The sequence below is a fragment of the Limosilactobacillus gastricus DSM 16045 genome (genome assembly GCF_001434365.1).
Taxonomy (GTDB): Bacteria; Bacillota; Bacilli; order Lactobacillales; family Lactobacillaceae; genus Limosilactobacillus; species Limosilactobacillus gastricus.
The window spans coordinates 1-24,513 of record NZ_AZFN01000008.1 but is presented as its reverse complement, the minus strand read 5'-3'; the positions used below and the strand labels follow the sequence as shown (position 1 = coordinate 24,513).

The 24,513-nt window shown below is 41.4% G+C and carries 24 protein-coding genes, 2 pseudogenes and 1 other annotated feature; of the genes and pseudogenes, 11 read left to right on the top strand and 15 right to left on the bottom strand.

Annotated features, from left to right (window positions below; all coding sequences use genetic code 11):
* Nucleotides 1–179 precede the first annotated feature (179 nt).
* Both xerS and FC60_RS03550 read left to right on the top strand, forming a co-directional pair.
* Nucleotides 180–1,244: a tyrosine recombinase XerS gene (gene xerS / locus FC60_RS03555; protein ID WP_056937106.1), complete on the top strand. Its 1,065-nt coding sequence runs from the start codon at nucleotides 180–182 to the stop codon at nucleotides 1,242–1,244.
* A 2-nt stretch (nucleotides 1,245–1,246) separates the two neighbouring features.
* A complete protein-coding gene (locus FC60_RS03550; RefSeq protein WP_056937105.1) occupies nucleotides 1,247–2,164 on the top strand; it encodes a linear amide C-N hydrolase in 918 nt (305 codons plus the stop codon).
* Between the two features lie 61 nt (nucleotides 2,165–2,225).
* On the opposite strand, the gene FC60_RS03545 is transcribed toward FC60_RS03550, so the two are convergent.
* From FC60_RS03545 to FC60_RS03530, 4 genes and pseudogenes are all read right to left on the bottom strand, one after another.
* Nucleotides 2,226–5,009 (bottom strand): cation-translocating P-type ATPase, encoded by a 2,784-nt coding sequence (locus FC60_RS03545; RefSeq protein WP_056937104.1) that lies wholly within the window; start codon nucleotides 5,007–5,009, stop codon nucleotides 2,226–2,228.
* An 89-nt stretch (nucleotides 5,010–5,098) separates the two neighbouring features.
* Nucleotides 5,099–5,410, bottom strand: a complete 312-nt coding sequence (locus FC60_RS03540) for a metal-sulfur cluster assembly factor (protein WP_056937103.1) — start codon at nucleotides 5,408–5,410, stop codon at nucleotides 5,099–5,101.
* 58 nt (nucleotides 5,411–5,468) lie between these two features.
* The gene (locus tag FC60_RS03535) at nucleotides 5,469–5,735 is read right to left on the bottom strand and encodes a hypothetical protein (protein ID WP_056937102.1); all 267 of its coding nucleotides are present in this window, start codon (nucleotides 5,733–5,735) and stop codon (nucleotides 5,469–5,471) included.
* Between the two features lie 99 nt (nucleotides 5,736–5,834).
* Nucleotides 5,835–6,817 (bottom strand): annotated as a pseudogene (locus tag FC60_RS03530) (LacI family DNA-binding transcriptional regulator).
* 204 nt (nucleotides 6,818–7,021) lie between these two features.
* Here FC60_RS03530 and FC60_RS03525 point away from each other — a divergent pair.
* The 4 genes from FC60_RS03525 to FC60_RS03510 all read left to right on the top strand — a co-directional run bounded on the left by FC60_RS03525 (nucleotide 7,022) and on the right by FC60_RS03510 (nucleotide 10,831).
* Entirely contained in the window at nucleotides 7,022–8,032 is a 1,011-nt protein-coding gene (locus tag FC60_RS03525; protein WP_040468493.1) for a zinc-dependent alcohol dehydrogenase family protein, read from the top strand.
* Nucleotides 8,033–8,070: 38 nt separating this feature from the next.
* A complete protein-coding gene (locus tag FC60_RS03520; protein WP_040468495.1) occupies nucleotides 8,071–8,814 on the top strand; it encodes a DUF6198 family protein in 744 nt (247 codons plus the stop codon).
* A 19-nt stretch (nucleotides 8,815–8,833) separates the two neighbouring features.
* Nucleotides 8,834–9,241 (top strand): VOC family protein, encoded by a 408-nt coding sequence (locus FC60_RS03515; RefSeq protein WP_007122451.1) that lies wholly within the window; start codon nucleotides 8,834–8,836, stop codon nucleotides 9,239–9,241.
* Between the two features lie 366 nt (nucleotides 9,242–9,607).
* On the top strand, nucleotides 9,608–10,831 hold the full coding sequence (locus FC60_RS03510; RefSeq protein WP_476703297.1) for an L-lactate MFS transporter: 1,224 nt from the start codon (nucleotides 9,608–9,610) through the stop codon (nucleotides 10,829–10,831).
* 45 nt (nucleotides 10,832–10,876) lie between these two features.
* On the opposite strand, the pseudogene FC60_RS03505 reads toward FC60_RS03510, so the two are convergent.
* The 5 genes and pseudogenes from FC60_RS03505 to FC60_RS03485 form a co-directional block, all read right to left on the bottom strand.
* Nucleotides 10,877–11,830, bottom strand: a pseudogene (locus FC60_RS03505) (zinc-binding alcohol dehydrogenase family protein).
* Nucleotides 11,831–11,832: 2 nt separating this feature from the next.
* Nucleotides 11,833–12,459, bottom strand: coding sequence for an ABC transporter permease (locus FC60_RS03500; protein WP_056937101.1), 627 nt, complete (start codon nucleotides 12,457–12,459; stop codon nucleotides 11,833–11,835).
* Entirely contained in the window at nucleotides 12,452–13,222 is a 771-nt protein-coding gene (locus FC60_RS03495) for an ATP-binding cassette domain-containing protein (RefSeq protein WP_056937100.1), read from the bottom strand. Before FC60_RS03495 ends, FC60_RS03500 begins: the two co-directional genes overlap by 8 nt.
* Nucleotides 13,215–13,847: an ABC transporter permease gene (locus FC60_RS03490; RefSeq protein WP_056937099.1), complete on the bottom strand. Its 633-nt coding sequence runs from the start codon at nucleotides 13,845–13,847 to the stop codon at nucleotides 13,215–13,217. Before FC60_RS03490 ends, FC60_RS03495 begins: the two co-directional genes overlap by 8 nt.
* Nucleotides 13,848–14,756 carry a glycine betaine ABC transporter substrate-binding protein gene (locus FC60_RS03485; protein WP_056937098.1) on the bottom strand — a complete coding sequence of 303 codons (909 nt, stop codon included), beginning with the start codon at nucleotides 14,754–14,756 and terminating at the stop codon, nucleotides 13,848–13,850.
* 127 nt (nucleotides 14,757–14,883) lie between these two features.
* Here FC60_RS03485 and FC60_RS03480 point away from each other — a divergent pair, with 127 nt between their 5' ends.
* Entirely contained in the window at nucleotides 14,884–15,345 is a 462-nt protein-coding gene (locus FC60_RS03480; RefSeq protein ID WP_056937097.1) for an Rrf2 family transcriptional regulator, read from the top strand.
* A 1-nt stretch (nucleotide 15,346) separates the two neighbouring features.
* Nucleotides 15,347–16,192 (top strand): NmrA family NAD(P)-binding protein, encoded by an 846-nt coding sequence (locus tag FC60_RS09265; RefSeq protein ID WP_082601339.1) that lies wholly within the window; start codon nucleotides 15,347–15,349, stop codon nucleotides 16,190–16,192.
* Nucleotides 16,193–16,242: 50 nt separating this feature from the next.
* On the opposite strand, the gene FC60_RS03470 is transcribed toward FC60_RS09265, so the two are convergent.
* Together FC60_RS03470 and FC60_RS03465 are read right to left on the bottom strand one after the other, a co-directional pair.
* The gene (locus FC60_RS03470) at nucleotides 16,243–16,800 is read right to left on the bottom strand and encodes a DapH/DapD/GlmU-related protein (protein ID WP_056937096.1); all 558 of its coding nucleotides are present in this window, start codon (nucleotides 16,798–16,800) and stop codon (nucleotides 16,243–16,245) included.
* A gap of 11 nt (nucleotides 16,801–16,811) precedes the next feature.
* Entirely contained in the window at nucleotides 16,812–17,726 is a 915-nt protein-coding gene (locus FC60_RS03465; protein WP_082601337.1) for an aldo/keto reductase, read from the bottom strand.
* 114 nt (nucleotides 17,727–17,840) lie between these two features.
* Between FC60_RS03465 and FC60_RS03460 the strand changes: the two genes are divergently transcribed.
* Nucleotides 17,841–18,725, top strand: a complete 885-nt coding sequence (locus tag FC60_RS03460; protein WP_056937095.1) for a LysR family transcriptional regulator — start codon at nucleotides 17,841–17,843, stop codon at nucleotides 18,723–18,725.
* Between the two features lie 27 nt (nucleotides 18,726–18,752).
* Here the strand turns inward: FC60_RS03460 and FC60_RS03455 are convergent, their stop codons facing one another.
* Nucleotides 18,753–19,304, bottom strand: coding sequence for a cysteine hydrolase family protein (locus FC60_RS03455; protein WP_056937094.1), 552 nt, complete (start codon nucleotides 19,302–19,304; stop codon nucleotides 18,753–18,755).
* Nucleotides 19,305–19,602: 298 nt separating this feature from the next.
* Between FC60_RS03455 and FC60_RS03450 the strand changes: the two genes are divergently transcribed.
* Complete coding sequence (locus tag FC60_RS03450; protein WP_056937093.1) at nucleotides 19,603–20,154, top strand: folate family ECF transporter S component; 552 nt, start codon at nucleotides 19,603–19,605, stop codon at nucleotides 20,152–20,154.
* A 106-nt stretch (nucleotides 20,155–20,260) separates the two neighbouring features.
* Nucleotides 20,261–20,495, top strand: a binding site (T-box leader).
* Nucleotides 20,496–20,582: 87 nt separating this feature from the next.
* Nucleotides 20,583–21,428, top strand: coding sequence for a MetQ/NlpA family ABC transporter substrate-binding protein (locus tag FC60_RS03445; protein ID WP_007122459.1), 846 nt, complete (start codon nucleotides 20,583–20,585; stop codon nucleotides 21,426–21,428).
* A gap of 64 nt (nucleotides 21,429–21,492) precedes the next feature.
* Here FC60_RS03445 and FC60_RS03440 read toward each other — a convergent pair whose 3' ends face one another.
* From FC60_RS03440 to FC60_RS03430, 3 genes are all read right to left on the bottom strand, one after another.
* On the bottom strand, nucleotides 21,493–22,695 hold the full coding sequence (locus FC60_RS03440; RefSeq protein ID WP_056937092.1) for a CaiB/BaiF CoA transferase family protein: 1,203 nt from the start codon (nucleotides 22,693–22,695) through the stop codon (nucleotides 21,493–21,495).
* A gap of 19 nt (nucleotides 22,696–22,714) precedes the next feature.
* Nucleotides 22,715–24,052, bottom strand: coding sequence for a formyl-CoA transferase (gene frc, locus FC60_RS03435; RefSeq protein ID WP_420804649.1), 1,338 nt, complete (start codon nucleotides 24,050–24,052; stop codon nucleotides 22,715–22,717).
* Nucleotides 24,053–24,069: 17 nt separating this feature from the next.
* On the bottom strand, nucleotides 24,070–24,513 hold a 444-nt coding region (locus FC60_RS03430; RefSeq protein ID WP_235806065.1), incomplete at its 5' end, for a thiamine pyrophosphate-dependent enzyme.

The following is a 24,513-nucleotide window of genomic DNA, read 5'->3' as shown; positions in this document are numbered from 1 at the left end:
TTATGTAATTAGAAGTCACATAATTAATCAATTTGTATCAAAAACAATTTCAGACAATAAAGCCCCCTTACCGAAAATTTGACATCCGGTATCATTAAAACTATAATTTTAATGACAGGTTGATCAGTGAATAAAACGGTTCCCTGTTAAAATCAAATTTAATTTAAGGAATCTTTTTTATGGAATCAGATAAATACTTCCACTTAATCAAAACCGAATTGGAAAAGCTACCAGATTACGTTAATGAATATTATTTAGGAACTAATCATTCGGTAACGACCACGTATCAGTATCTAACCGAAATCCGCCGGTTTATGGATTGGCTACGTGCTAGCGGCGTTTCTAAAGCGCTAACTAATCAGGAAATCCCGACTAGCGACCTGGAACACCTGAGTCGTAGTGATGTCATGCTATATATTGACTATCTTCAACATACAACTAATGCGCAAGGTCGTGTCAATTCGCCAACGTCCGTTAATCGTTCTATTAATTCTCTACGGTCACTCTTTAAGTTTTTAACGGTTACAGCGGATAATAACCATGGCGAGCCTTATTTTGATCGGAATGTGATGCTAAAGATTGATTCATTAAACAATACGAAGACCTTAAATTATCGGGCTCATGCCTTAGCTTCGCATATGTATCGAGGTCAAATGAAATTTGATTTCATTAACTTCATTCAAAATGAGTATGCTCATAAGTGTGACAAACGGGTTTTGCCAGGCTTTGAAATGAACCGTGAACGCGATATTGCGATTATTGCCCTAATTCTTGGAACGGGCGTTCGGGTTTCGGAAGCAGCTAATCTTAATTTGGCGGACTTAAATTGGCAACAAGCAATGTTAGATGTTACGCGTAAAGGTGGTCAACGGGATTCGGTTCCGATTGCTCCTTGGTCCATGGAATATATTAAGACTTATGCCGCTATTCGTGCCGAACGTTATCAAGCTCATAAAAAGGATCAAGCCTTCTTTTTGACCCTTTATCATGGTGAAACTCGCCGGATGACCACTAATTCAATTGAAAAAATGGTTAAAAAGTACTCGACGGCTTTTGGTCACCCCCTCACCCCTCACAAGCTCCGGCATACCCTTGCCTCAGAATTGTATGGAATTACCAAGGATCAAGTCCTAGTATCACAGCAATTAGGCCAAAAAGGGACCTCGGCGACAGATCTCTATACCCACGTTGATCAACAACAGCAACGCGCGGCCCTAGATGAAATTAGTCAAGAACGGAATTAATTATGTGTACTGCTCTTACTTATCAAGACCATGATAATAATATCTTTGGTCGGACCATGGATTTACCAACTTTAAATACCCCTTGGGAATTAACCTATTTACCCAGCAACTATCAATTCACTCGCTATACTGATCAAACAAAATTTCAGAGTAAATATGCTATCTTAGGCGGAATGCGTCAAACTAATGGCAAGTTTTTAATTGGTGATGGAATTAATGCTGCCGGGTTAGTGATTGCAGAACTGTACCTCCCTAACCTGCCCCAATATCATCAGCAAATTCAACCAAACAAGATTAACCTAGCCCCTCAAGACGTCACTGAATGGGTATTAGCAAACTATGATTCTGTTGCCTCTGTTCAAGCTGATTTAGCTAACTGGGCACTGGTTGCTTCAAAATGGTATGACGAAGCCATTATTCACCAATTCCATTGGATGCTAGTCGATCAAAGCGGGACCTATTTGATTGAACCTACGGACCTAAAATTAGAAATCCGTAAATTAGACATCCCGGTCATTACTAATACCCCTCAATATGACGATCATTTACATCGCTTGGCCAAATATATTAATCATGATTCAGATCAGAATTTAAAGACTGCTTTGAAAAAATTTGCGGGTGATTTACCAATTGACCCGCGAACACCTACTCAACGCTTTCAATATGCGGCCATCCGACAAGCTAAACTACAATCAACTTCCACCCCTGACGATCTCAATCAAATTTTACAAGCAGTTAAAATGGAGCATTTACCGGGTCATGAAGACTATACGCATTATATTGGGACCATTGATTTAATGAGCCAGACTTATGTTTATCATGATGTTGATCGCCACCAAACTAAAACGGTTCGTTTGGATCAATTGATGTCCTTGAAAGCTCCTTATATTTTCCATCCTCGTGACTATAAAAGGTCTTAACCGAGTTCCTTACGAAAATTGGTTAAGACCTTTTTTCTATACTTTCAACTGAAATCTGCAATTATTGGTGTTGGCGTCTCAGTAACCATTTTCTAAATTCATCAATCAAAATCAATGGGATTGGAATTGCCATTAAGAAGTACCAATCGTGTGCGTTTAAAGGCGCGGTTTGAAAGACGGATTGGAGAATTGGTACATAGGACAGGCATAAGAATAAGGCAATTTCAAAAATGATCCCAATTGTGATCATCGAATTATCCCAGAACTGCCTAGTAAACATAGTTTGTTGGTTATAACGAATGTTTAAAACAGCTGCGATTTGACAGAATATTATCGCCCCTAAAGTAATTGTCGTTGCCTGAACATAGACATTTCCGCTCGTTGGTAGATTGGCTAAACCATAACCATGCATCAGATTTCCATAGAAAAAGGCGATTACTGAAATAATGGATGACAATAAACCATACCAACCGAAGGCTTTGAAAACTAACCGGCGATTAATCAAATGTTCTGACATCTTCCGGGGTGGCCGATCCATGATCCCAGCCTCAACCCGTTGTTTCCCTAGACCAAGGGCTGGAATCATATCCGTACCTAAGTCAATTGCTAAAATCTGCATGACAGTAAGAGCTAAGGGAATTTTCCCACCTGATAACAAGAAGAGCACGGAAGGGATCGCTTCTGGCATATTGGAATTCAAAATATACAACAAAAACTTACGAATGTTGGCGTATACTCCTCGACCTTCACGAATGGCTTCCACAATCGAGGTAAAATTGTCATCAGTCAGAATCATATCTGCGGCTTCTTTAGCCACATCCGTCCCGGTCACACCCATTGCAACCTCAATATCGGCTTTTTTCAAGGCTGGCGCATCATTAACGCCATCACCGGTAACGGCTACGACTTCACCCATTTCCTGCAAGGCATTCACCACCCGATATTTTTGTTCGGGGGCCATCCGGGCAAACACAATTTCACCACTCAGGGCAGTTTTTAAATCATCATCCGTTATCGCACCCAATTCTTCACCGGTTACGACACGGAGAGGCTGACGAGAATCGACTAAACCAATTTTTTTAGCGATTGATTCCGCGGTTAAACTGTAGTCCCCCGTTACCATAATAATTTTAATGTGTGCTTGATGACAAAGTTTGGCTGCAGCTAAGACTTCCTTACGTGGCGGATCCAGCATGACCGATAATCCAATAAAGACTAAAGCTTGTTCCACCGTATCATTCGTGGCTTGAGATAAGTCATGGTATAAATTATCTGGTAACGTACGCCCAGCGACTGCTAATACGCGGAGCCCTTGTTTGGCATATGCATCATTAGCTGCCAGAATTTGTTGCCGAATATCATCGCCTAATGGTTTTACTTCGCCATTGACCAAGTAATACTCACAATGAGCAACTACGACATTGGGCGCCCCTTTAGTGTAGGTATTAAATTGATGGTTCGTGTCAGCACTTTGAATAACCGTCATCATCTTTCGGTCCGAATCAAACGGTAACTCCTTAAGGCGGACTGAATTAGTCCGTTCAGCCCTCAGATCTAGTCCACCCTTAGCTGCCACAACTTCCAGACAAGCTTCCGTGGGATCCCCTAAAACCGTATAGCGCGGATGCTGATCATCAGGTGGCATGATGCGCGCGTTATCAGCTAATAAGCCCCCGCGTAATAATTCATAAAGATCTGGACTGGACTGATAATTAACTTGATGGGGGCCATCGTAGATCTTGCCATTCACGGCATAGCCTTCCCCATCAACCCGATAGTGTTTGTCAACAGTCCATAAATCCGAAACGGTCATTTGATTTTGGGTTAAGGTCCCCGTTTTATCTGAACAAATTACCGAAGCCGAGCCCAAAGTTTCAACACTGGAAAGCTTTTTTACGAGGGCGTTCTTTTTGGCCATTTGTTGAACGGCTCCTGCTAAGGATAGAGTAACGGTTGGTAATAAACCTTCAGGAATAAAGGCCACGATCATCCCGAGAGCAAAGATAAAGGATTTTACTAAGGGATAATGAACAAAGAAAGTTGCCACCAAGAAAAAGATTAAACCAATTGAAACCGCCAAAATAGAAATCTGTTTGGTTAAAACACTTAACTCTTTTTGTAAGGGGCTTTGGTCATCGTGAACATTTTGCGTCAAAGCAGCAATTTTTCCAAAGTCCGTCGCCATTCCGGTTGTTACCACTATTCCAGTTGCATTTCCCTTCATCATCGAAGTCCCAGAAAAAACAATATTGGTTAATTCGAAGTGATTAGTTTTCGGATTGGTTACTGGTCGTTCATTCTTATGAACGGGGTTGACCTCGCCAGTTAAAGATGACTGGTTAACTTGTACATCCGTGGTTTGAAGTAATCGTATATCTGCCGGGATATCATCCCCCTCTTCTAACTTGATGATATCACCAGGTACTAAATCCTCGGCTAGAATTTTCACATCAACGCCATTACGAACGACCCGACTATGGGCTGGTAACATCTTACTTAATGCTTCGGTTGCTTTGCCAGCCTGATATTCCTGCCAAAAAGAAAAACAACCATTGATAAGATTGACCGCCCAAATGGCAATCCCTAGTTCTTGTAATTGAGCAAGAAAAGCAATGGCGCCCGAGATCCACAATAAGATCGTCATGGTAGAGCTAAAATTCTTTAAAAACTTTAACCAAATCGGTTCCCCAGCCTTAGTCTTTAGAATATTTTCCCCGTATTGGCGCTGACGTTGGCTGACTTCATCTTCATTCAGGCCCGTTGAGCGTGTTTGCATTTGTTGATAGATCAAATTGGGATCGTCAATTTGAGCAATTGTGATAATTTGATCATGATTCTCACTCATGTGACCCACCCCCTAATTTACTTATTATTGATTATTATAAATCAGTTATTTTCAAAAGCAGCAGACTTTTTGAAACATTTGTTTGATTATCAATGAATTCCTAAAGCAATCCGGGCATAGCGAGTCATTTTTGACGGATCCCAAACGGGTTCCCAAACCAGTTTAATTTCACACTCAACTACCCCTGCAACCGATAAAACGGCCTGCTTAATTAACGAATTTAATTCATCAACTAAGGGACAGCCCATCGTAGTCAAGGTCATCGTCACCAGACAGTGACCGGTTTGACTAACGTCAATATCATAAATTAAGCCTAAATTGACCAGATCGATTTGTAATTCGGGATCAATTACTTCCTTGAGTTGATCATAAACCCTTTGTTCAATTTTTGATAATCCCATACATTCTCCTAGAAAAAAGCGAATGCACGATACGAAACCATACCGTGCATTCGCCAGTTTAGTGCCAAAAACAAGTGATTACCGTTGCAAAAGAAAAGAAGACCCCGGGGAAGTTAGCCCAGAAAACTGGCCAATCCCGATGTTGTTTAAAGTAGGCATAAATACTCCATAAAGAGCAGTTTATTCCAGCTACAAAAGGCTGTTCCCATGACACGGGATTTCCGTGAAAGTTTTGAATAATATTAAAAACATACGACACGTACATTAAAATTGCAATAACACTCGCAATCTTACCCAACCAACTGATAAACGTTTTTTCTTCCATGATTCTTTGCTCCTGTCTAAATGACTTTGTTACAAGATTCAGGGTAAGAATAAAACGCTTTCATAAAAATGTCAACCGGTAACCTAAAAATTTTTATTTTTAGGCCGTCGTTCCTTCATGTAAAGTGACTGGTAAAATCACCGAAGCAACATTCTCTTCGCCATTAATCCGTTTAATTAATAAATCGACGGCTGTTGAAGCTAAATCATTAATCGGTTGTTTAATAGTGGTAAGCTCCGGCATTAGGATTTCCGTCGTGTCCGCCCCGTCAAAACCAATCACTTTTAATTGGTCCGGAACTTGATAACCAAGCTCTTGGGCCAAGTGAATAATCAAACTAGCGTTGGTATCGTTATCAGCCACAATCCCGTCGACCTCTGGATGTTCGGCAAAGATCTTTTTAAAGATGGCAACCTTATCTTCTACTGGTGAATCAAAGTTAACTTCGTAAGTAATCGGTTGCCGATGATGTTGAATCATTAAATCTTCATAGGCTTGTTGCCGGCGTTGGTTGGTTGACGATTCCAGCCGCGGATAGTTGGTGTGAATAATATTTTGACAACCATCGTCCAATAGTCTTTGGGTCGCCATTAAACCACCGGCATAGTTATCTGATGCCACAATTGGAATCTTGGGTGCCACCCAGCGCTCAATTGAAACAATCGGCAAATTTGTTTCTTGATATTCAGATAGGCCTTGATTATGGGCCCCGACGATTAAACCATCGATTTGCCCGTCAAGCAGGTAATGTAAAAAGCGTCGTTCTTTATCAGGATTATTTTGACTATTGCCCATTAAAGTCGCGTAGCCACGTTCATATAATTCATAGGCTAAGCGTGATTCCAAGTGGGCAAAAAAGGATCGTTCACCGTGGGAAAAACCAAGCCAACTTGATTAGTTTTTTGATGATACAAATGTCTTGCAACCACATTTGGGCGATAATGTAACTCCTCCATGGCCTGATGGACTTTTTTGATTGTTTGGTCACTTAAATACCCCCGATGATTAAGGACTCGTGAGACGGTTGTTTTGGAGACTCCTGCCTTTTCAGCAACGTCATCTAATTTTACTCGTTGGTTCATCAGTTTCCTATCCTCCTTAGAGTTCCATTATACAATGACGCCTAGGATTTGAACATTGATAATGGAAGCGCTCCAGGCAAATAATTAATTTTTTTAGTAACGATTTTATCAAAATGGTTATTTAAACATTGACAACCGGTTGACATAAAGATATGATACTAACCGTAAATGTTTGTATTTTTTATCACAAATGGAGGAATTATTGTGAAAGCATTAGTTTTAACTGGTTTAAAGCAACTCGAAGTTCAAGATTACGATAAACCAACAATTAAGCCAGACGAAGTATTAGTTCACACGGCTTTTGCTGGGATCTGTGGGACTGACAAGGCCCTTTATGCAGGTCTGCCTGGTTCAGCTGAAGCGGTGCCACCAATTGTTTTGGGGCACGAAAACTCAGGGGTCGTTGCGGAAGTTGGCTCCGCTGTTACTAACGTTAAGGTTGGTGACCGGGTGACCGTTGACCCTAACATCTACTGTGGTCAATGTAAGTACTGCCGGACCCAACGTCAAGAATTATGTGAACACTTAGATGCTGTTGGGGTAACACGGGATGGTGGTTTTGAAGAATACTTCACTGCCCCTGCTAAGGTGGTCTACCCAATTCCAGATAGTGTTTCTTTAAAGGCCGCAGCGGTCATTGAACCAATCTCTTGTGCGATGCACGGGGTTGACTTACTAGATCTGCACCCTTACCAAAAAGCCTTTGTTCTAGGTGATGGATTTGAAGGTCAATTATTTGCCCAAATTTTACAAGCTAGCGGAGTTCATGAAGTTACCCTTGGTGGCCGGAACGATGAAAAGTTAGCTAATAACCGCGAACACTTTGGCGTTAAGACCCTTAACACAGTTACGGATGAAATTCCAGAAGCTGAATACGACATCGTTATCGAAGCCGTAGGAACTCCAGAAACGCAAGAACAAGCCCTTCACGCTGCTGCTCGTGGGGCCCAAGTCTTGATGTTTGGGGTTGGTAATCCAGATGACAAGTTCTCTGTTAATACTTACGATGTCTTCCAAAAGCAATTGACCATTCAAGGGGCCTTCATCAACCCATATACTTTTGAAGACTCAATTGCCCTCCTGGCTTCTGGTAAGGTTGATCCATTACCATTGTTCTCACACGAACTTGAATTAAGTGAAGTCGAAGATTTCGTTGCTGGCAAATTAGGTAAGGTTTCAAAGGCAATCGTTAAGGTGGGTGGCGAAGAAGCCTAGCTTGATTACCGATTCATAAGAGAGAAGAAAATTGAATCATGGAAAATAAATCAGTCGATCCTACGCCCTTGAAAACAGAGCGGACGATCTCAATGTCAAAATCAATTGCTTATTTTGCACTATCAATTGTTATTAATTCGTTGGGAAATGTTTTGACTTTAGTTACCAGTTCGCATATTCATCCACAATTTTTAGGATCTGCTTACTGGACCGCGGCCGAAAATAACTTGGGGATTGCCGTTTTAGGGAATGAGAAATGGACGCTCTTTTGGGCCTTCATGTTACTAGGTTTATGTATTTCCTTTCTAAACGCCATTTTGTTAAGAAAACTGGATTGGAAACGAATTGGTGGTAATATCGCCTTTTTGGTACCTTTCTCCCTTTTCATTCAATGGTTTTCAAACCTATTTAACGCCATTATGCCGGATGCTCATGGAATTGTGATGACAATCGTGTATACGTTAGTTAACTTCTTCGGGGTTGCCCTGATTGCCATTGCGATTTCGATATACCAACGAGCTAATCTGGTGCTTCACCCGGCTGATGATTTATTTCAAATTTTACGCTTTAAATTTTTCAAAGGTAATTCTACGATTTCCATGTGGGTTTCATACTTACCGCCTACCATTATGGCGATTATTGCGATTATTATGACCCATCAAATTGATAATTTTGGACTTGGAACCTTATTCGCCTTCGCCTTTCAAGGATGGATTACTGGCTGGGGAGACCGCCATATCTTCCCTAGTTTAAAGCACCAAGCCCTTGACTTAGGATTTTAATTTAAGGAGATGTTCTATTATGGCTTTTAATAAGAGTTTAGCTGGTTATTTTGATGATCTACAACACGTTGGTTTACCAACCGATGATTTGAAAAAGACGGTCGACTTTTATGCCGGTCTTGGTTTCAAAATGAACGGAAACTTTGATACAGACGATCAAGGTAATCAAGTGGTATTTATGACGTTAGGTCATTTAACCTTAGAAATCTGGACTGGTGACGGAGCTGTTCGTCAAACCGGGGCCATCAACCACCTTTCCTTTAATACTTCTGATGCGGATGCAGCCTACAAAGCAGCTAAAGCCGCCGGCTACCAAATGAAGGAAAATGAAGTTCAACACTTAGACTTCTGGGATAAAGGAATCAAGTTCTTTAATATCGCTGGTCCCAACGATGAAACGTTGGAATTTTGTGAAATTGTTAAATAATTAACCAATCCAATAAATATGTGTTCATTAAGGTCTGCTTGGGATTTTTTCAAGCAGACTTTTTGATTCCAAAAAATTTTTTGAAAAATATTAGGTTCCATTCCCTCAAAATCGAATTAAAAGATGATGAAAACATTCGGGATTATCACGCTTTTTGCATGGAAAATGATGAGAATTTGTTAGGTAACTTTTCCAAAGCTAATCAAAGCTCTTAAAAATCACTAAAACCCGAACATCAAACTTGGCATGTTCGGGTTTTAGTAGTTTGTAATTCCGTTTTTTAAGTGCTATTATGCAAATAACGAACAATATGTTGTTTTGGTCTTTATATAGTTCGAAAGATGTATTTGGAAGGAGATCTTTAATTTGAAATCTGCAACTCGTTATCTTGTCGCTACGGCTGGAGTGGTTCTCCATTTAATGATTGGTTCGGTTTATGCTTGGAGTGTTTACAGTTCACCAATTATTAAAGAAACCGGTTGGTCTGAATCAGCGGTATCCTTTGCCTTTAGTATTGCTATTTTCTTTTTAGGCATGTCCGCCGCTTTTATGGGCCACGCAGTTGAAAAGTTTGGCCCTCGCGTTACCGGATCAGTTTCTGCCCTTTGTTATGGTTCTGGAATGTTGATCACTGGTTTTGCGATTCACTCCCACAGTTTGGCCTTGCTTTACTTAGGCTATGGTTTTATTGGGGGGATTGGCTTAGGATCGGGTTATGTTACCCCGATTTCAACAATTATTAAGTGGTTTCCTGATAAAAAGGGGCTCGCTGCCGGCCTGGCTATCATGGGCTTTGGCTTTGCAGCGATGTTAACAAGTCCGATCGCCCAAGCTTTAATGGATTCGGTCAATGTAGTAAATACCTTCTATATTTTGGGAGTTGCCTATTTTATCTTTATGATTATTGCGGCCCAATTTATTCGCAAACCGCGTCCTGGTGAAGTTCCAGAAGCTGAATTAGCGCAAATGGAAAGTCGCTCTCTAACTGGAGCGCAACTAACCGCTAATCAAGCGGTAAAAACGCCTACTTTCATCTTTTTATGGATCATGTTCTTTATTAACATTACCTGTGGTATTGGCTTAGTTTCTGCCGCTTCACCGATGGCGCAAGAAATGACTTCAATGTCTGCCGGAGCAGCCGCATTGATGGTTGGGATTATTGGTCTCTTCAACGGTTTTGGCCGTTTGGTTTGGGCTACTTTGTCAGATTACTTAGGTCGGCCTTTTACCTTTACCTTGATCTTTGTGGTTGATATCTTAATGCTAGGTTCGATGTTGCTTCTCAATATTCAATTCGTCTTTGTAGTGGCTCTTTGTCTCCTCTTGTCTTGTTATGGTGCTGGTTTCTCAGTTATTCCACCATACCTAAGTGATGTCTTTGGGACTAAACAACTGGGGGCCATCCACGGTTATGTCTTAACTGCCTGGGGAGTAGCCGGCATGGTTGGTCCAGTCATTCTTTCATGGACGCACCAAGTTCTCCATAGCTATACAGTCACCCTCATTACTTTCATTTTAATTGATGCTATTGCATTGATTATTGCCATTGCCATTCGCGCCACTTTCAAACACGTAAAAAATTATGAATAACCTAAAACATCCTCGGGTCAATTGACTCGAGGATGTTTTTTTAGCCTAATCAACTTTAACTACTACTTTACCAAAACTCTGTTGACTAGCCAGATACCGGTGAGCATCTGGTACTTCGGGAAGTGAAAAAATCTTTTCAGGCGTAACCTTAACCTGATATTGGTCAATAAATGCTAGTAAGTCGTTGAACTTCTCAGCCGAAACGTTGCCAGAATAACCACTCGTCAAATATGAATTAGGAGCTAAGTCCATAATTGGATCAAAATCATTTAACGTCCACTGACCACCTAACAGACCAGTAATACAAACGATTCCCCCTTCATAGACATGTTGGAAGGTGTCTTTAACGGTTAAAGGACCAATTAGTTCTAACACTCGATCAAAACTACGAGTCGTTTGAAGGTGATTTTGATCATCAATTACCACTTGGTCAAACCCGGCCGCTATTAACTGATCAGTTTTTTGAACTGAACGAGTGGTCCCAGACACTTTAATATCAGGAAATTGACTCTTTAATAAATTAGCAAAAGCCACCCCGACCCCACTTGTGGCTCCCCGTACAAGGACCTGGTGATTAGCATCGATTTTCAAATTTTTGAGAGAAATAAAAGCAGTATAGTAGGTCTCCGGTAAAGCGGCTAAATCCGTCCAGCTTAGCTGGGAATTGATAGGATAAATTTGTCGATTAGGTAATAAGACATATTCAGCATAGGAGCCATCAAAATCACGCCCCATTTAACCCATCAAGGAAACTACTTTTTGACCTACAGATAATTTTTGATCGGTAGATTCAACAATTTCTCCTACACATTCAATGCCTAAAATACGTGGAAAATGAACCGATGGAGATAATCCCTGACGAGTAAAAACCTCAGAATGATTGATCCCAAAGGCTTTAACTTTCACCAAGGACCAACCTGGTTTGACTGCTGGCTTTGGTACATCTTCATATTTTAATTGCTCAGGACCACCTGGCTCATGAATCACAATTGCTTTCATTTTTATCCCACCTTATCTGAAACTAATACTCGTTCAATCATTTTTAAGATTCCGGCACCGATCAAGGTTAACAGCACGGTGGCGATAATTCCCCAAAGAATCGGCGCCATTGCTTGTGATTGTAAACCTGCAAATAGCAATTCGCCCAGGCCGCCCGCATTAATGGTAGCGGCAATCGTTGCAATCCCCATCGTGGATGCTAAAGCAATTTGCAAACCACCAAAGATACTGGGCAAAGCCAAGGGTAATTGTATTTTGATCAGGATCTGGGTATCAGTCATCCCCATTCCTTTCGCGACCTCAATCAAAATCGGATCAACCGATTCGATGCCGCTAACGAAGGATCGTAATAAAACATATTCACAATAGACTACCAACACAATCACCGCCGTTAGACGTCCCAAGCCAGTGATTGGAATCAAGAGAGCAAATAATGCAAAACTAGGAATCGAATAGGCTAAGGAAAAAACATAATTTAATACCGTTAACCAACGATCGTGCCCTAAACAAAGCACAATTAATTCAGTCGCGATGATCAAGGCAATAATTAGCGCTCCACCCACTAATTGCAGATGCTGCCAGGTATCGGTTAGAATCATCGAACTATTAGCTTGCCAATAACTAATCATGTCGCTCCCTCCAGATTCGTTGATGATCGATCTCTGTTTGTAAGAGGGCCTTTACGAAGGGGGTGGCTGGTTGATCAATAATGGTTTGCGGATCTGCAAACTGTTCAATATGTCCTTGATCCATAATCATAACCCGTTGACCAAGGAAGAAAGCCTCGTTAATATCATGAGTGACTAAGACGAAGGTATGATCATTTAATTGCTGATGCAGCTTCTTCAAATCCTCTTGTAAGTTTAACCGAGTCAAGGCGTCTAAAGCTCCCAGTGGCTCATCAAATAAGACAATGGGCGGGTTGGCTGCTAAAGCACGGGCCACCCCAATTCGTTGTTGTTGACCACCAGACAATTCACGTGGATAACGATTTAAATAGTCACCATTATCCATATCAACTAACTTGAGTAGTTCAAGATTACGTTGCTTGATTTGCTCTTGATTCCAGCCCATTAATTTAGGGGTAATCGATAAATTGTCAGCAATCGTCATATGGGGGAACAACCCAACCTGTTGAACCACATAACCGATTTGACGCCGTAAAGCCACTAGATCAGTGGTTTGAGGATCTAAGCCATTTACCAACACCTGACCGGAGCTAGCGGTCAAAAGGCCATTAATCATCTTCAAGGTAGTCGTTTTCCCACATCCGGAGGTTCCTAAAATCGTGATAAATTCACCCGCATTAATTGTAAAACTTAGATCCTTAATGACCTGATGATCACCAAAACTTTTAGAAACGTGATCGAATTTAATTACTTCTTTAGTCATGAATCGTCACCTTTTTTATCCAAAAATCAAATAACAGCATGGTCAATAAAGCGATCAGGGCAACACTAAGCCCGCCGATCACAACATAGCTCATCTCATACAAGCCCAACCCTGTAAAGACTAAGGTTCCTAAGCCACCAGCTCCAATATAAGTGGCTAAAGTTGCGCTCGCGATGACCTCAATTAAAGATAATTTGATGCCATTTAAGATGATCGGTAAAGCAAGCGGGAATTGCACTTGCCATAAAATTTGCCGATTTTTCATCCCCATCGCCCGACTAACCTCTAGATAGATCGGCTCAACTGTTGTTAACCCAATAATGGTATTAATCAAAATGGGTGGAATGGCTAAGATCACTAGTGCAATAATTGCTGGTAATTCACCCGTTCCAATAATTGGAATCAAAATAAATAGGAGTCCTAAGCTAGGAATGATTCGCAAAGTTTGCGCAAATAAAGTACAAATAGTTGCCACTCGTCGACTTTTCGAAGCCCAATAGCCAACCGGAAAAGCAATTACCATCGCTATCAGTAAAGTAATCAAACAAAGAGCGAGATGTTGACCAATCAGTTGCCAATATTGACCCTGATCTTTTTGGAAATATTGGATAATTTCTTGCAACATTTAATCGCCCTCCTTGAAGTTTTCTTGATACCAATGCTTAGCAACGGTGCGATAATTTTGCCCATCCACATCAACTTGTCTATTCAATTGCATCAAAGTTTTAGTCGTTAGTTTAGCATCAACTTGATTCAAAATAGTCGCAATCTTTGGATTTTGACTTAAAGTTTGTTCTCTAATTAAGGGCACTAAATTATAGGCTGGCCATAAGCCCTTATCATCTTTTAGCACCGTATATTTATTTGTTTCGGTTAGTTGTCCTTCGGTCGTTGAGACTGGGAAGGCATCGCCTTGACCTGCATCAACGACCTGGTATTTGAGACTATCATCATAATCTTTGACCGATTTAAAATTATATTTACCATATAATTTATTCATTCCCGGTAAAGCATCAGAACGTTGATCAAATTCTCCTTGGGAAACTAGACGGACTTTGCTAGCTTGCTTTTGCAGTTCACTTAAAGTATAAATATGATATTTTTTAGCGACACTCGTTCGAATAGCCATTCCCTGACTATCATTTCCAGGCGCATATTTCAACGTAGTTAAGCCATCTTTAACAACCCCATTTTTAGCCAATTGAGCAATTTGTTTAGCTGATTTACCAGTGGTTGATTTTTTTAAATAGGCTTGCACAATTGTTCCAGTGTATTCAGGATATAAATCGATTTGTCCTGTCTTTAATGCATTGTAAACCACTGAATTCGAAATGTTTTGCTTCCTGGTCACTTGGTAACCATGCTTTTCTAACGCAATGGCATAGATTTCACTAACCACTTGGCTTTCTGTAAAATTCTTTGATCCAATCACAATCGACTGGTGAGCACGATTACGAAATAGACTTAAGATGCCAACGACTATCATCGTCGCAATCAGCAAATATCCCCATTTAAACCAGGTTGATTTTTTCATGTTAGTCGCCTTTCATGTAATTTATATGGTCACAATAACACATTCATATTATTTGTCAAATGTTTGACTTATTGCATTTATCGTCTATAATTGTAATGTATCAAATTACACGAAAGGAGAAATTGTGATGCGTATATCAACCCGTTTTAGTGATGCCATTCATCTAATCTGTTTTCTTGATATCTATCAGAATCAAAAACTAACAAGTGATTTTATTGCTTCTAGTATTCAGACCTCGCCAGTCATGGTTCGGCAAATCATGATCCAACTCCGAAAAGCCGGATTGTTAAAAACCACTAAAGGCACTGCCAATCCTCAAATTACTCGGCCTTTAGATGAAATTAGTCTTTATGACGTTTATCTAGCAATTGAAGAAGCATCCGGCCCACACCCACTTTTTGAAATTGACTACGACACCAATCCTAATTGTATTGTCGGTGGTAACATTCAAGGCGTTCTCGAAAATTTTTATGAAGATGCCAAGCAAGCGGCAATGGCTAAGTTACAACAACGAACAATTGCCGACGTTGTTAATCAAATCAAAATTTCGCAGAGTAAGAAAGAACTAAAACAACGACAGGAGTTATAAAATGAATTATCTAGTTACTGGTGCCAGTGGACATCTGGGTCATCAAATTGTTGAACATTTAATCCCAAAATTGCAGAAGGATGATCACCTATTCGGCTTAGTTCATCGACCACGTCCTGCCGACGATATCGAGTATCGTCCCGCTGATTTTATGGACCTTGACTCATTAAAGCGTGCCTTTCAAGAAATCAACGTCCTCGTTTATATTCCTAGTAAAACCTACGTGACAGCTGATCGTCTCCAGGAACTTAAGAATGTAATTGCTGCTGCGCGCGATCAGCACGTTGATTCAATAGTGGCCATGAGTTTTATTGCCGATCAAGCCAATAATCCCTTTATAATGGCGCCTTTTTATCATCAAATGCCTAATTTATTAGCACAAAGTGGCTTAAATTATGTCATTTTAAAAGACGCGCTTTATGCTGACCCATTGATCCCTTATCTACCAGAATTAATTGACCGCCAAGCAATCATCTATCCTGTTGGCGATCAAAAAATGGCTTTTATCGCGATTGACGACTGTGCTGAAGCATTTGCAGCCGCGGCGACTAACCCCACCATTCGATCAAGTCGACAAACTTACACTCTTTCACAAAAGACTGCCTACACCATGCCAGAATTAGCCGCAATTATGTCAAAGGTAACTGGCCAACCCATCGGCTATCAACCAGTCACCACGAAAGAATTTGGTCAAATTTATGCTGAAGATGGTGATGGCGACGAACTAGCTTCCATGTATGCCGGCGGAGCTATGGGTTTATTAAGTACAACTACCAATGATTTTGAGTTCATAACCGGACGCCAGCCGATCGATATGGAAAAATTTTTAACGGCTAATTATCATTAACGATAAACCCAGCTTAGTTGATTGCTAATCACTAAGCTGGGTTTTCAATGCTATTTATGGTCTTTAATAATTTTTGCTGGACAGCCACCAACGACCGCATTGGCAGGAACATCCTTGGTTACTACAGCTCCGGCAGCGACAATCGCGCCTTCACCAATGGTAACACCCTGCGTGACTTTAACGCCTTCACCTAACCAGGCACCATCTTCAATAACAATCGGTTTACAATAAATAATCTGTAAATCATTTAGGTCATGATTGGCCGTCAATAAAGCCACATTCGGCCCAATTTGGACATGGTTACCGATGTGTATTCCACCCGTGGAAACCGAATTAAAGCCCCAGTTAATAAAAGTATCCTCACCAATGGTGATCGTTTTTCCGCGGTCGATCTGGACTGGCGTTAAAATGGTCGAGCTTTGCGGTAAGCGCCCTTCAAAGAGTTCATCAAACAAGTCCCGCACTTGCGGATCGTATGGATCCAACATATTAATCCGATGGCACAGGGTTCGTGAACGCACCATTTCTGGGCCTAAAACCTCGTGATATTCCTGATCCGTCCGCATATCCAGCGGTTCACCAGTCGCGGCTCGTTGATAAACATCCATTTCTGCACCTCCTATTTTAACCCTCGCTGTTTTGACCATTCGTTATGACTTGGTCGTTTATTCCCAACCTCAATTGGATTAGCAACAACCTTCGATAATAGTTCGACCACTTTAGGATCGCAATGGTCTAAGGCAGTTGTTTGACCAATGTTTAATTCTCTAATCATATCCATTTCCGTTTCGGTTAACGAGAAATCAAAAACATTAAAATTCGACGTGGCATGTTCATAGTTTGAAGTACGTGGAATGGCAACAATTCCCCGTTGGATCACCCAACGTAAAATGACCTGTTGAACGCTCTTTTGATATTTATTAGCTAGCCCCATTAATTGGGCATTATTAAACAAATCATGTTTATTCTCTGCTAAAGGTGACCATGCTTCGGTAATTATCCCATGTTCTTGATCGAATCCATGTTCAGGAATCATCTGGTTCCATGGGTTAACCTCAATTTGATTAACGGCTGGAACAATCTGGTTATGCAACATCAGATCCATTAAACGGAAAGGTTCAAAGTTTGATACCCCAATGGATTTGATTTTACCTTGCCGATGAAGCTTTTCTAAAGTACGCCATTCACCGTAAATATCACCATATGGTTGATGAATCAAATATAGATCAATATAATCAAGCCCTAAGTTCCTTAGAGAATTCTCGACTGCTGCAGTGGTATTTTTCGCTCCATCAGATAAAATTTGCATTTTCGAGGTGATAAACAGGTCCTCACGTTTAACAATTCCAGATTTAATTGCTCGATGAATCCCTTCACCAACCTCCTGTTCATTATCATAATTAGCTGCAGTATCAATCAAACGATAGCCACTATCAATTACTTGCGGAAGCAATTCTGCCAAACCTTGAACTCGCATCGTCCCAAATCCTAAACAAGGAATTTTAATACCATTATTTAGCGATAAATATTCCATTTGAAAATTCCTCCAGTTCCTTCTTTTCCAAATTATATTTAGAAAATGGTTGAAACAGAAGATCCCAATTAGTTACTATTGTAGAAACCACTAGTTTCTGCATGGAGGGTCAAAATGTATAATCAATTATTAGACACCTTTAAGTTGGTAGCTGAAGAAGGTAGCTTTACTAAGGCGGCCCATAAACTCTATCTCACCCATACAGCAGTTCGCAAACAAATTAATCAACTAGAAAACCTGCTGGAAACAAAGTTATTTATCCGTGATACGACTGGCGTTTCTTTAACTACCGCCGGACAAATTTTATATACTGAAACGCTTAAATTGATGAACTATTCAGCTGAGATTGTTAGTCGAGTACAAGCGGCTTCAGATATCGGAACGAAAGAAATTCGAGTTGGCTCATCAAATCTTTATCCATGTCATATTTTTATGGATCTTTGGGATCAAATCAGGAATCAAATGCCAAATTGGCTTTTAAAAGTAGTAACCGTAAACAAGGACAGATATCGTTTGAGTCAACTTGGCCGTGATTATGATTTTATTGTCGGTCCTTATGATTCTTTCCCCTTAGAGTCAAAATATGCTTTTCAGCAGATCGGCACCTATCGCTTCACTCTAGCTGTCCCGAGAACTAACCACTTAGCGAACAATGAGTCGCTTTCATTATCAGACTTGGCTGGAATGCCTTTGATGGTAATGAAAAAGGGTACCAGCCTAATTAATGACCAAATCCGCCAAACGATTATTGATAAGTACCCGAAGATTGATATTATTGATGTCCCCTCTCACTATGATATTCAAACCTTTAATCAGTGCGCTTCCACAGGTTCGATCCTTTTGTCACTTGAATGCTGGGATCGAGTCCATCCGGAGATTAAAAATATTAAATTAACTGATCATTTTGAACTTCCATACGGACTCACGTATCTTAAAGCTGATCAATTAGCCAATGATTATGTCACTCAACTAAAAAGCGTGCTAAGTAATGACCATTAAGTCGTTAACTAGCACGCTTTTTGTTGTCTATAAAATTCTTGCTCCAAGCACTGTCTTAAAGTGATTAAGGGCCCATTCCTGACCCGTTTCGGTCATGGTTGCGACTGCATCTTCGTAAACCGTGATTTGATATCCCAAATTATAAGCATCAACGGCTGTATGCAAAACGCAAATATCAGTGCACACCCCCGTTAAGGCTACCGAACTAACTTGTCGGGCTCGTAAATCTAAATCTAAAGTCGTCCCCGCAAAAGATGAATACCTTGTTTTATCCATCATCATCACATGGGGATCATTTTGATGGTGGTGATACCACTGATCTAACTCGCCATATAGTTCGCGACCCCAACTATCACGGACATTGTGGGTTGCAAAGAGCTTGGTTTCCGGATGATATGGATCATCAGCTACATGAACATCCGTCGGCAAAATCACCCATTTCCCTGCTTCTAAATATTGGTTAGCTAATTGAACCAAGTTAGCCGCAATCTTTTGGGCTGGTTCACCACAGGTCAAGGCCCCATGGCGGGCTACAAAATCATTCGTGTAATCGATAATTAATAAAGCATCTGCTAACATAAATCCACCTCATTAAATTTCTTTCTTAACAATATCCTGTTTCCGCACCCTTGTAAATTCTTTTATCTAAATAACAAATTAAAGCCGAATAAAATTCCATAAATCTTGATTATTGTTTTGAAAGCTAGTAAACTGGTCCCTGTTTGTTGGGGTAGGAAAGCCCGTAGTTAACGTCCAACGGAACGGAATGTGAACGTTGGAAACAGGATCAGGGTCCGCTTAAGCTTTCCGCATTCACCACAGGAAATTAGAACGGTCTATGTTTCCCTGACAAATAATTTCGAAGGGAGATGTATCAATGCATTTATTATCATGGCGCGGTCCCAAAATCACTGCCCGCGTTATTACCATTAGCGCTTTATTTTTAGCTCTTAAGATTGTGGTTGGATTTATTCCAGCCATTGGGAGTGCCCAATTAGTACAAATTGGGCTCGGCTTTTTAGTTACTGCCCCGATGGGTTATTATCTTGGTCCTTGGTTGTCCGGAATCATATTGGTCTTTGATGATATCATTTCTAATACCATCTTTAACTTTGGGGGCTCAATGTTCTTCCCTGGCTATACTTTCTCGTCATTAATTTCTGGAATTATTGCCGGTGCCTTTTTATATCAACAAAAACCTACCTTAAAGCGGATCTTCACCTACATGTTTGTGCAAATTTTGATTTCAAATGTTATCCTGGGAACCTTGTGGTTGGTTATGATGGGGGTATTCTCGATTCTAACGCCCGTTCCTTTTGCCATCCGGATGCTTAAAGAAGTGGTAACTTGGCCAATTGAAGCCATCGTGGTTTATTATCTGCTGAATAGTCTTCTAAAAGCACGGCTGGAACGTTATATTTATCAATAAATTTTGGAAGCTGCCCTGACAGCTTCTTTTTTACTTTCTTCAGAAAAATTTAAAATTTTGTTGACAACTACTAAGGATTAAATTAAGATAACTTCATAGAATTTTAATAAACGTTTTGAACAGCAGAGTAAAAGTAGTTGCGACCCCGAGAGAATCTTTGGTTGGTGCAAAAAGATGGCGCAGGTACTTTGAAGATGGGTTGGAAATAATGGTAATGGTGTCACAGCCATTAACGGAGTAGCGAACGTTATCATCGCTGGGTTATAGATTAGTAACTCAATGAGGTTAGGATTGTGAGGTCCTAACGAATTAAGGTGGTAACACGTTCACTCGTCCTTTTTGATCATTTTGATCAGAGGGCGAGTTTTTTTATGACTCCCTCACCTGTTGTTGAAAGCGTCGATTACGATTTTAGGAGGAAATAGAAGATGAGTAAGAAGACACGGAATTGGTTAATTGGTATTATTATTTTACTGGTTGTTGTTATTGGGGGCTACTTTAGCTTTGTGCGGCCCCAACAACAAGCTGCGAAGACAGTGACCATTGGGATTATGTCGGGAACTAAACAAGATGACCAACTTTGGGACTCAGTTGCGAAAACTGCTAAAGATAAGTATGGAATTACTTTAAAGTTTAAGAAATTTACCGACTACAACCAACCAAACAAGGCTTTGACGAATGGTGATATTGACTTAAATGCTTTCCAACACAAGCTTTTCTTAAAGCAATGGAATAAGGCTCATAAGACCAATATCGTTGCCATCGGTGATACTTGGATTACCCCAATCCGCCTTTACTCTGACAAGTACAAGAGTGTAAGTGACATTCCTGATGGTGCTACGATCGCCGTACCAAATGATGCTACTAACGAATCGCGGGCCCTCTTTGCTTTAAAGAATGCTGGTTTGTTCTCCTTGAAGAAGGGAACTACTCTAGCAACTGTTAGCGATATTACTAATAACACGAAGAACATTAAGATTAAGGAATTATCAGCGGAACAAGTTGCCCGTTCCTTGAGTGACGTTGATGCAGCCGTGGTTAACACTAACTATGCTAACGCAGCTGGTTTGAACTACAAGGATGCCATCTTTGTCGAACCTACTAATGCTGATTCTGCCCAATGGGTCAACGTGATTGCAGCTAACAAGAAGGACAAGAACAAGCAAGTCTACAAGGACGTTGTGAAGTCTCTCCAAACAGCTGAAACAAAGCGGTTAATTAAGAAGTTCTACGGAACGGCCGAATTGCCAGCTTGGGATATGAGTTTTAAATAAGCACATTAAAAAGGGTTGAGAAAAATCTCAACCCTTTTTTTGCGGCGTAAATTCGGCGTAAATTCTATGAAAATTCTTGGCGGATGGCTTTCCCTTGGGCATCTAATTGCGGTGAGTCCACTTTGGCTCCCCAGGAATTCCAAGTACTGAATTTCATCGGGGTCCCAATCACCTCACGCCCATCTGGTAAAGCTTTCACCATTCCCCGCTCGATAATTTGTGGGAGACGCCGGGTCTGATCAACATTTAAGACAATTCCTACTGGTACGCCCGCAGCTTCTAACTTATCCCGCCAATTCTCAGCCAAATCGGATTTTAAGACTCCTTCAAGCGCATCTTTAACGGCTTGCCAGTTGGCTTCACGTAAATCATTAGTCTTAAAGTTAGCTTGGTCAATCCATTCGGGATGTCCTAAAGCATTACACAAGAGTGACCAGAGATGGTCGTTCCCACAGCAAATTGCTAAGGGTTGATCCTGGCATGCAAAGGTATCAAAGGGATACATGTAAGGATGCCGATTCCCGATCCGGTGCGGGATTTGATGAGGACCCAAGGCGGTCATCAAATCTTGTGCCATCAGAGAAAAGGTAGTATCCAGCATTGCGACATCCACGGTCGTTCCCTGACCTGTCCGTTCTCGGGCCACCAGGGCTGTTGTAATAGCCGCATAGCCCATGATTCCCGCGACAATATCAGAAATGGAGGTTCCGACTCGGGTCGCCGGGCCATCTTGACTTCCAGTGGCGTCCATGATACCTGATAAAGCTTGAACAATCGTATCATAAGCCGCTTGCTTACTCATGGGTCCATATTGACCAAAGCCCGAAATTGAAGCCACGATTAAGCGCGGATATTCTTTTACAAGTTCTTCCGGATCAAGCCCTAAACGTGCCATTACACCGGGACGGAAGTTTTCGACTACCACATCTGCTTTAGCAATCATGCGTTTGAGCAAGGCAAAATCGTCTGGATCCTTAAAGTCGAGTGAAATCGATTCTTTGCCGGCATTCGCAATCCGAAAGTACTCACTTGATCCATCAGCCAGATATGGTCCCATGGAGCGAGTATCATCACCGCTCCCCTTTCGTTCAACGTGAATTACGCGGGCGCCAGCATCTGCCAACATTCTGGTACAAGTGGGACCAGATAAGACATGAGTAAGGTCAACCACCAACAAACCAGCAAGCGCATAGGGCTTATTGGGATCGAGATGTGGATTATGAATTTCTTGTCCCCGATAATTTGGTTCTGTCCGTGATTGTGTCATGATTGACCTCCTCAATAACTTAGTTTTGCTTACCTTTAATTACTTCACGGCGAGGGTTCTTCGGTCCCCGGGCCTTGGCAATTGTCCCGTCGTCTTCAAGGCCCTTGATTTGATCTTCACTGTAACCAAGATCTGCCAGGATTTCATTATTATTTTCACCTAAGTCAGGAGCCCGCTTGTAATCAGGCTTGTAGTTAGCCATTGAGAATGGTAACCCGATCGTCTTAAATTTACCCCGGTTACCACCTTGGTCAATGGTAATGATCGTCCCATCTTCGTTTAACTCGGGATCATTTTCCAGTTCGTACCAATCAAGCACTGGACCAACTGGAACCCCAGCAGCACCCAATTTTTCAGTTAATTCATACTTATCATATTGCTTAGTATAGGATTCAATCAATGGATAAATTTCTTCCTTGTGCAATTGACGGTGTTGCCAATCACTGAAGCGTTCGTCATCAATCCATTCAGGGTGACCCATGGTGTTGGCAATGGCTTCCCAAGACTTGTTGGCATCTTGAATAACAATGTAGACATAAGCATTTGGATCAGTTTCCCAACCTTTAGCCTTGTAAGTCCAACCAATAACTTCCCCACCTTCAGTGTTTTCGGCCCGTGGAACGGCCTTACCCCAATCGTAGTCAGGATAAACGGCGTAGTGTGGCAAAGCTCCTAGGTTGTCTAGCATCACTTGATCCCGCAGCTTAATCCGGCAAAGGTTCATGACGGCATTTTGCATTGATTGGTAAACGTAGGTCCCTTCACCAGTCCGTTCCCGTTGCATTAAAGCGGCTAAAATCCCGATGGTTAAGTGCATTCCGGAGTTAGAGTCCCCTAAGGCAGCCGCAGATTGAGTTGGCACATTATCTTCGCCCTTGTTCCAACCGGTTGCCGAAGCGGCCCCACCAGCGGATTGAGCCACTGGTTCATACGCCTTCACATTTTCAAAGCGGGAGCCCTGGTTAAAGCCCTTTAATGATCCCATGATCAAACGTGGATTGATTTGGTGAACTTGTTCCCAACCAAAACCAGCTCGTTCCGCTGATCCCGGACGGACATTTTCGACAAAGACATCGGCCTTCTTTAAAAGATCGGTCATGATCTGCTTACCTTCATCGGTCTTGATGTTTAAGGTTAGGGACTTCTTGTTAGCGTTTAATTGGAGATAGTACATCCCCCATGAATCTTGAATATCTAATAATTGGTTCCGAGTTGGGTCCCCAGTATCTGGACGTTCGATCTTAATAACTTCGGCCCCCAACCAAGCAAGTAATTGTGTACAGGAAGGACCTGATTGAACTTGAGTCCAGTCAACAACTTTAATTCCCTTTAATGGTGCAAAATCTGTTTCAGCCATGATCATATCCTCCTCGATTAGTTATTACTCTTATCACGAATATCAGGGTTGAGGTTACCAATGTGACCCGATTCAGCCCCCATATTTGGATCAATCTTGACGTTAATAATTGCTGGCTTTCCGGCAGCGTAAGCCTTTTGTAAGGCAACTTGGAATTCATCTGGTTTCTCTACAAAGTAACCATCGCCACCAAAGGCCGTCGCTAACATATCATAATGGGCATCGATGTCCAGCTTCGTTGGGTCAGGACGATCAACTTCGACAGCTGTACTGTGGGAAGTTCCTTTGTAGATCCCACCATTATTAATAACAACGACAATCACTGGTAAGTTGTAGCGACAAATCGTTTCAATATCCATTGCATCAAAACCAAAGGCCGAGTCCCCTTCAAGGGCAATCACTGGTTTGCCAGTTTCTACAGCAACCCCGGCAGCATAGCCCATGCCAATGCCCATGACTCC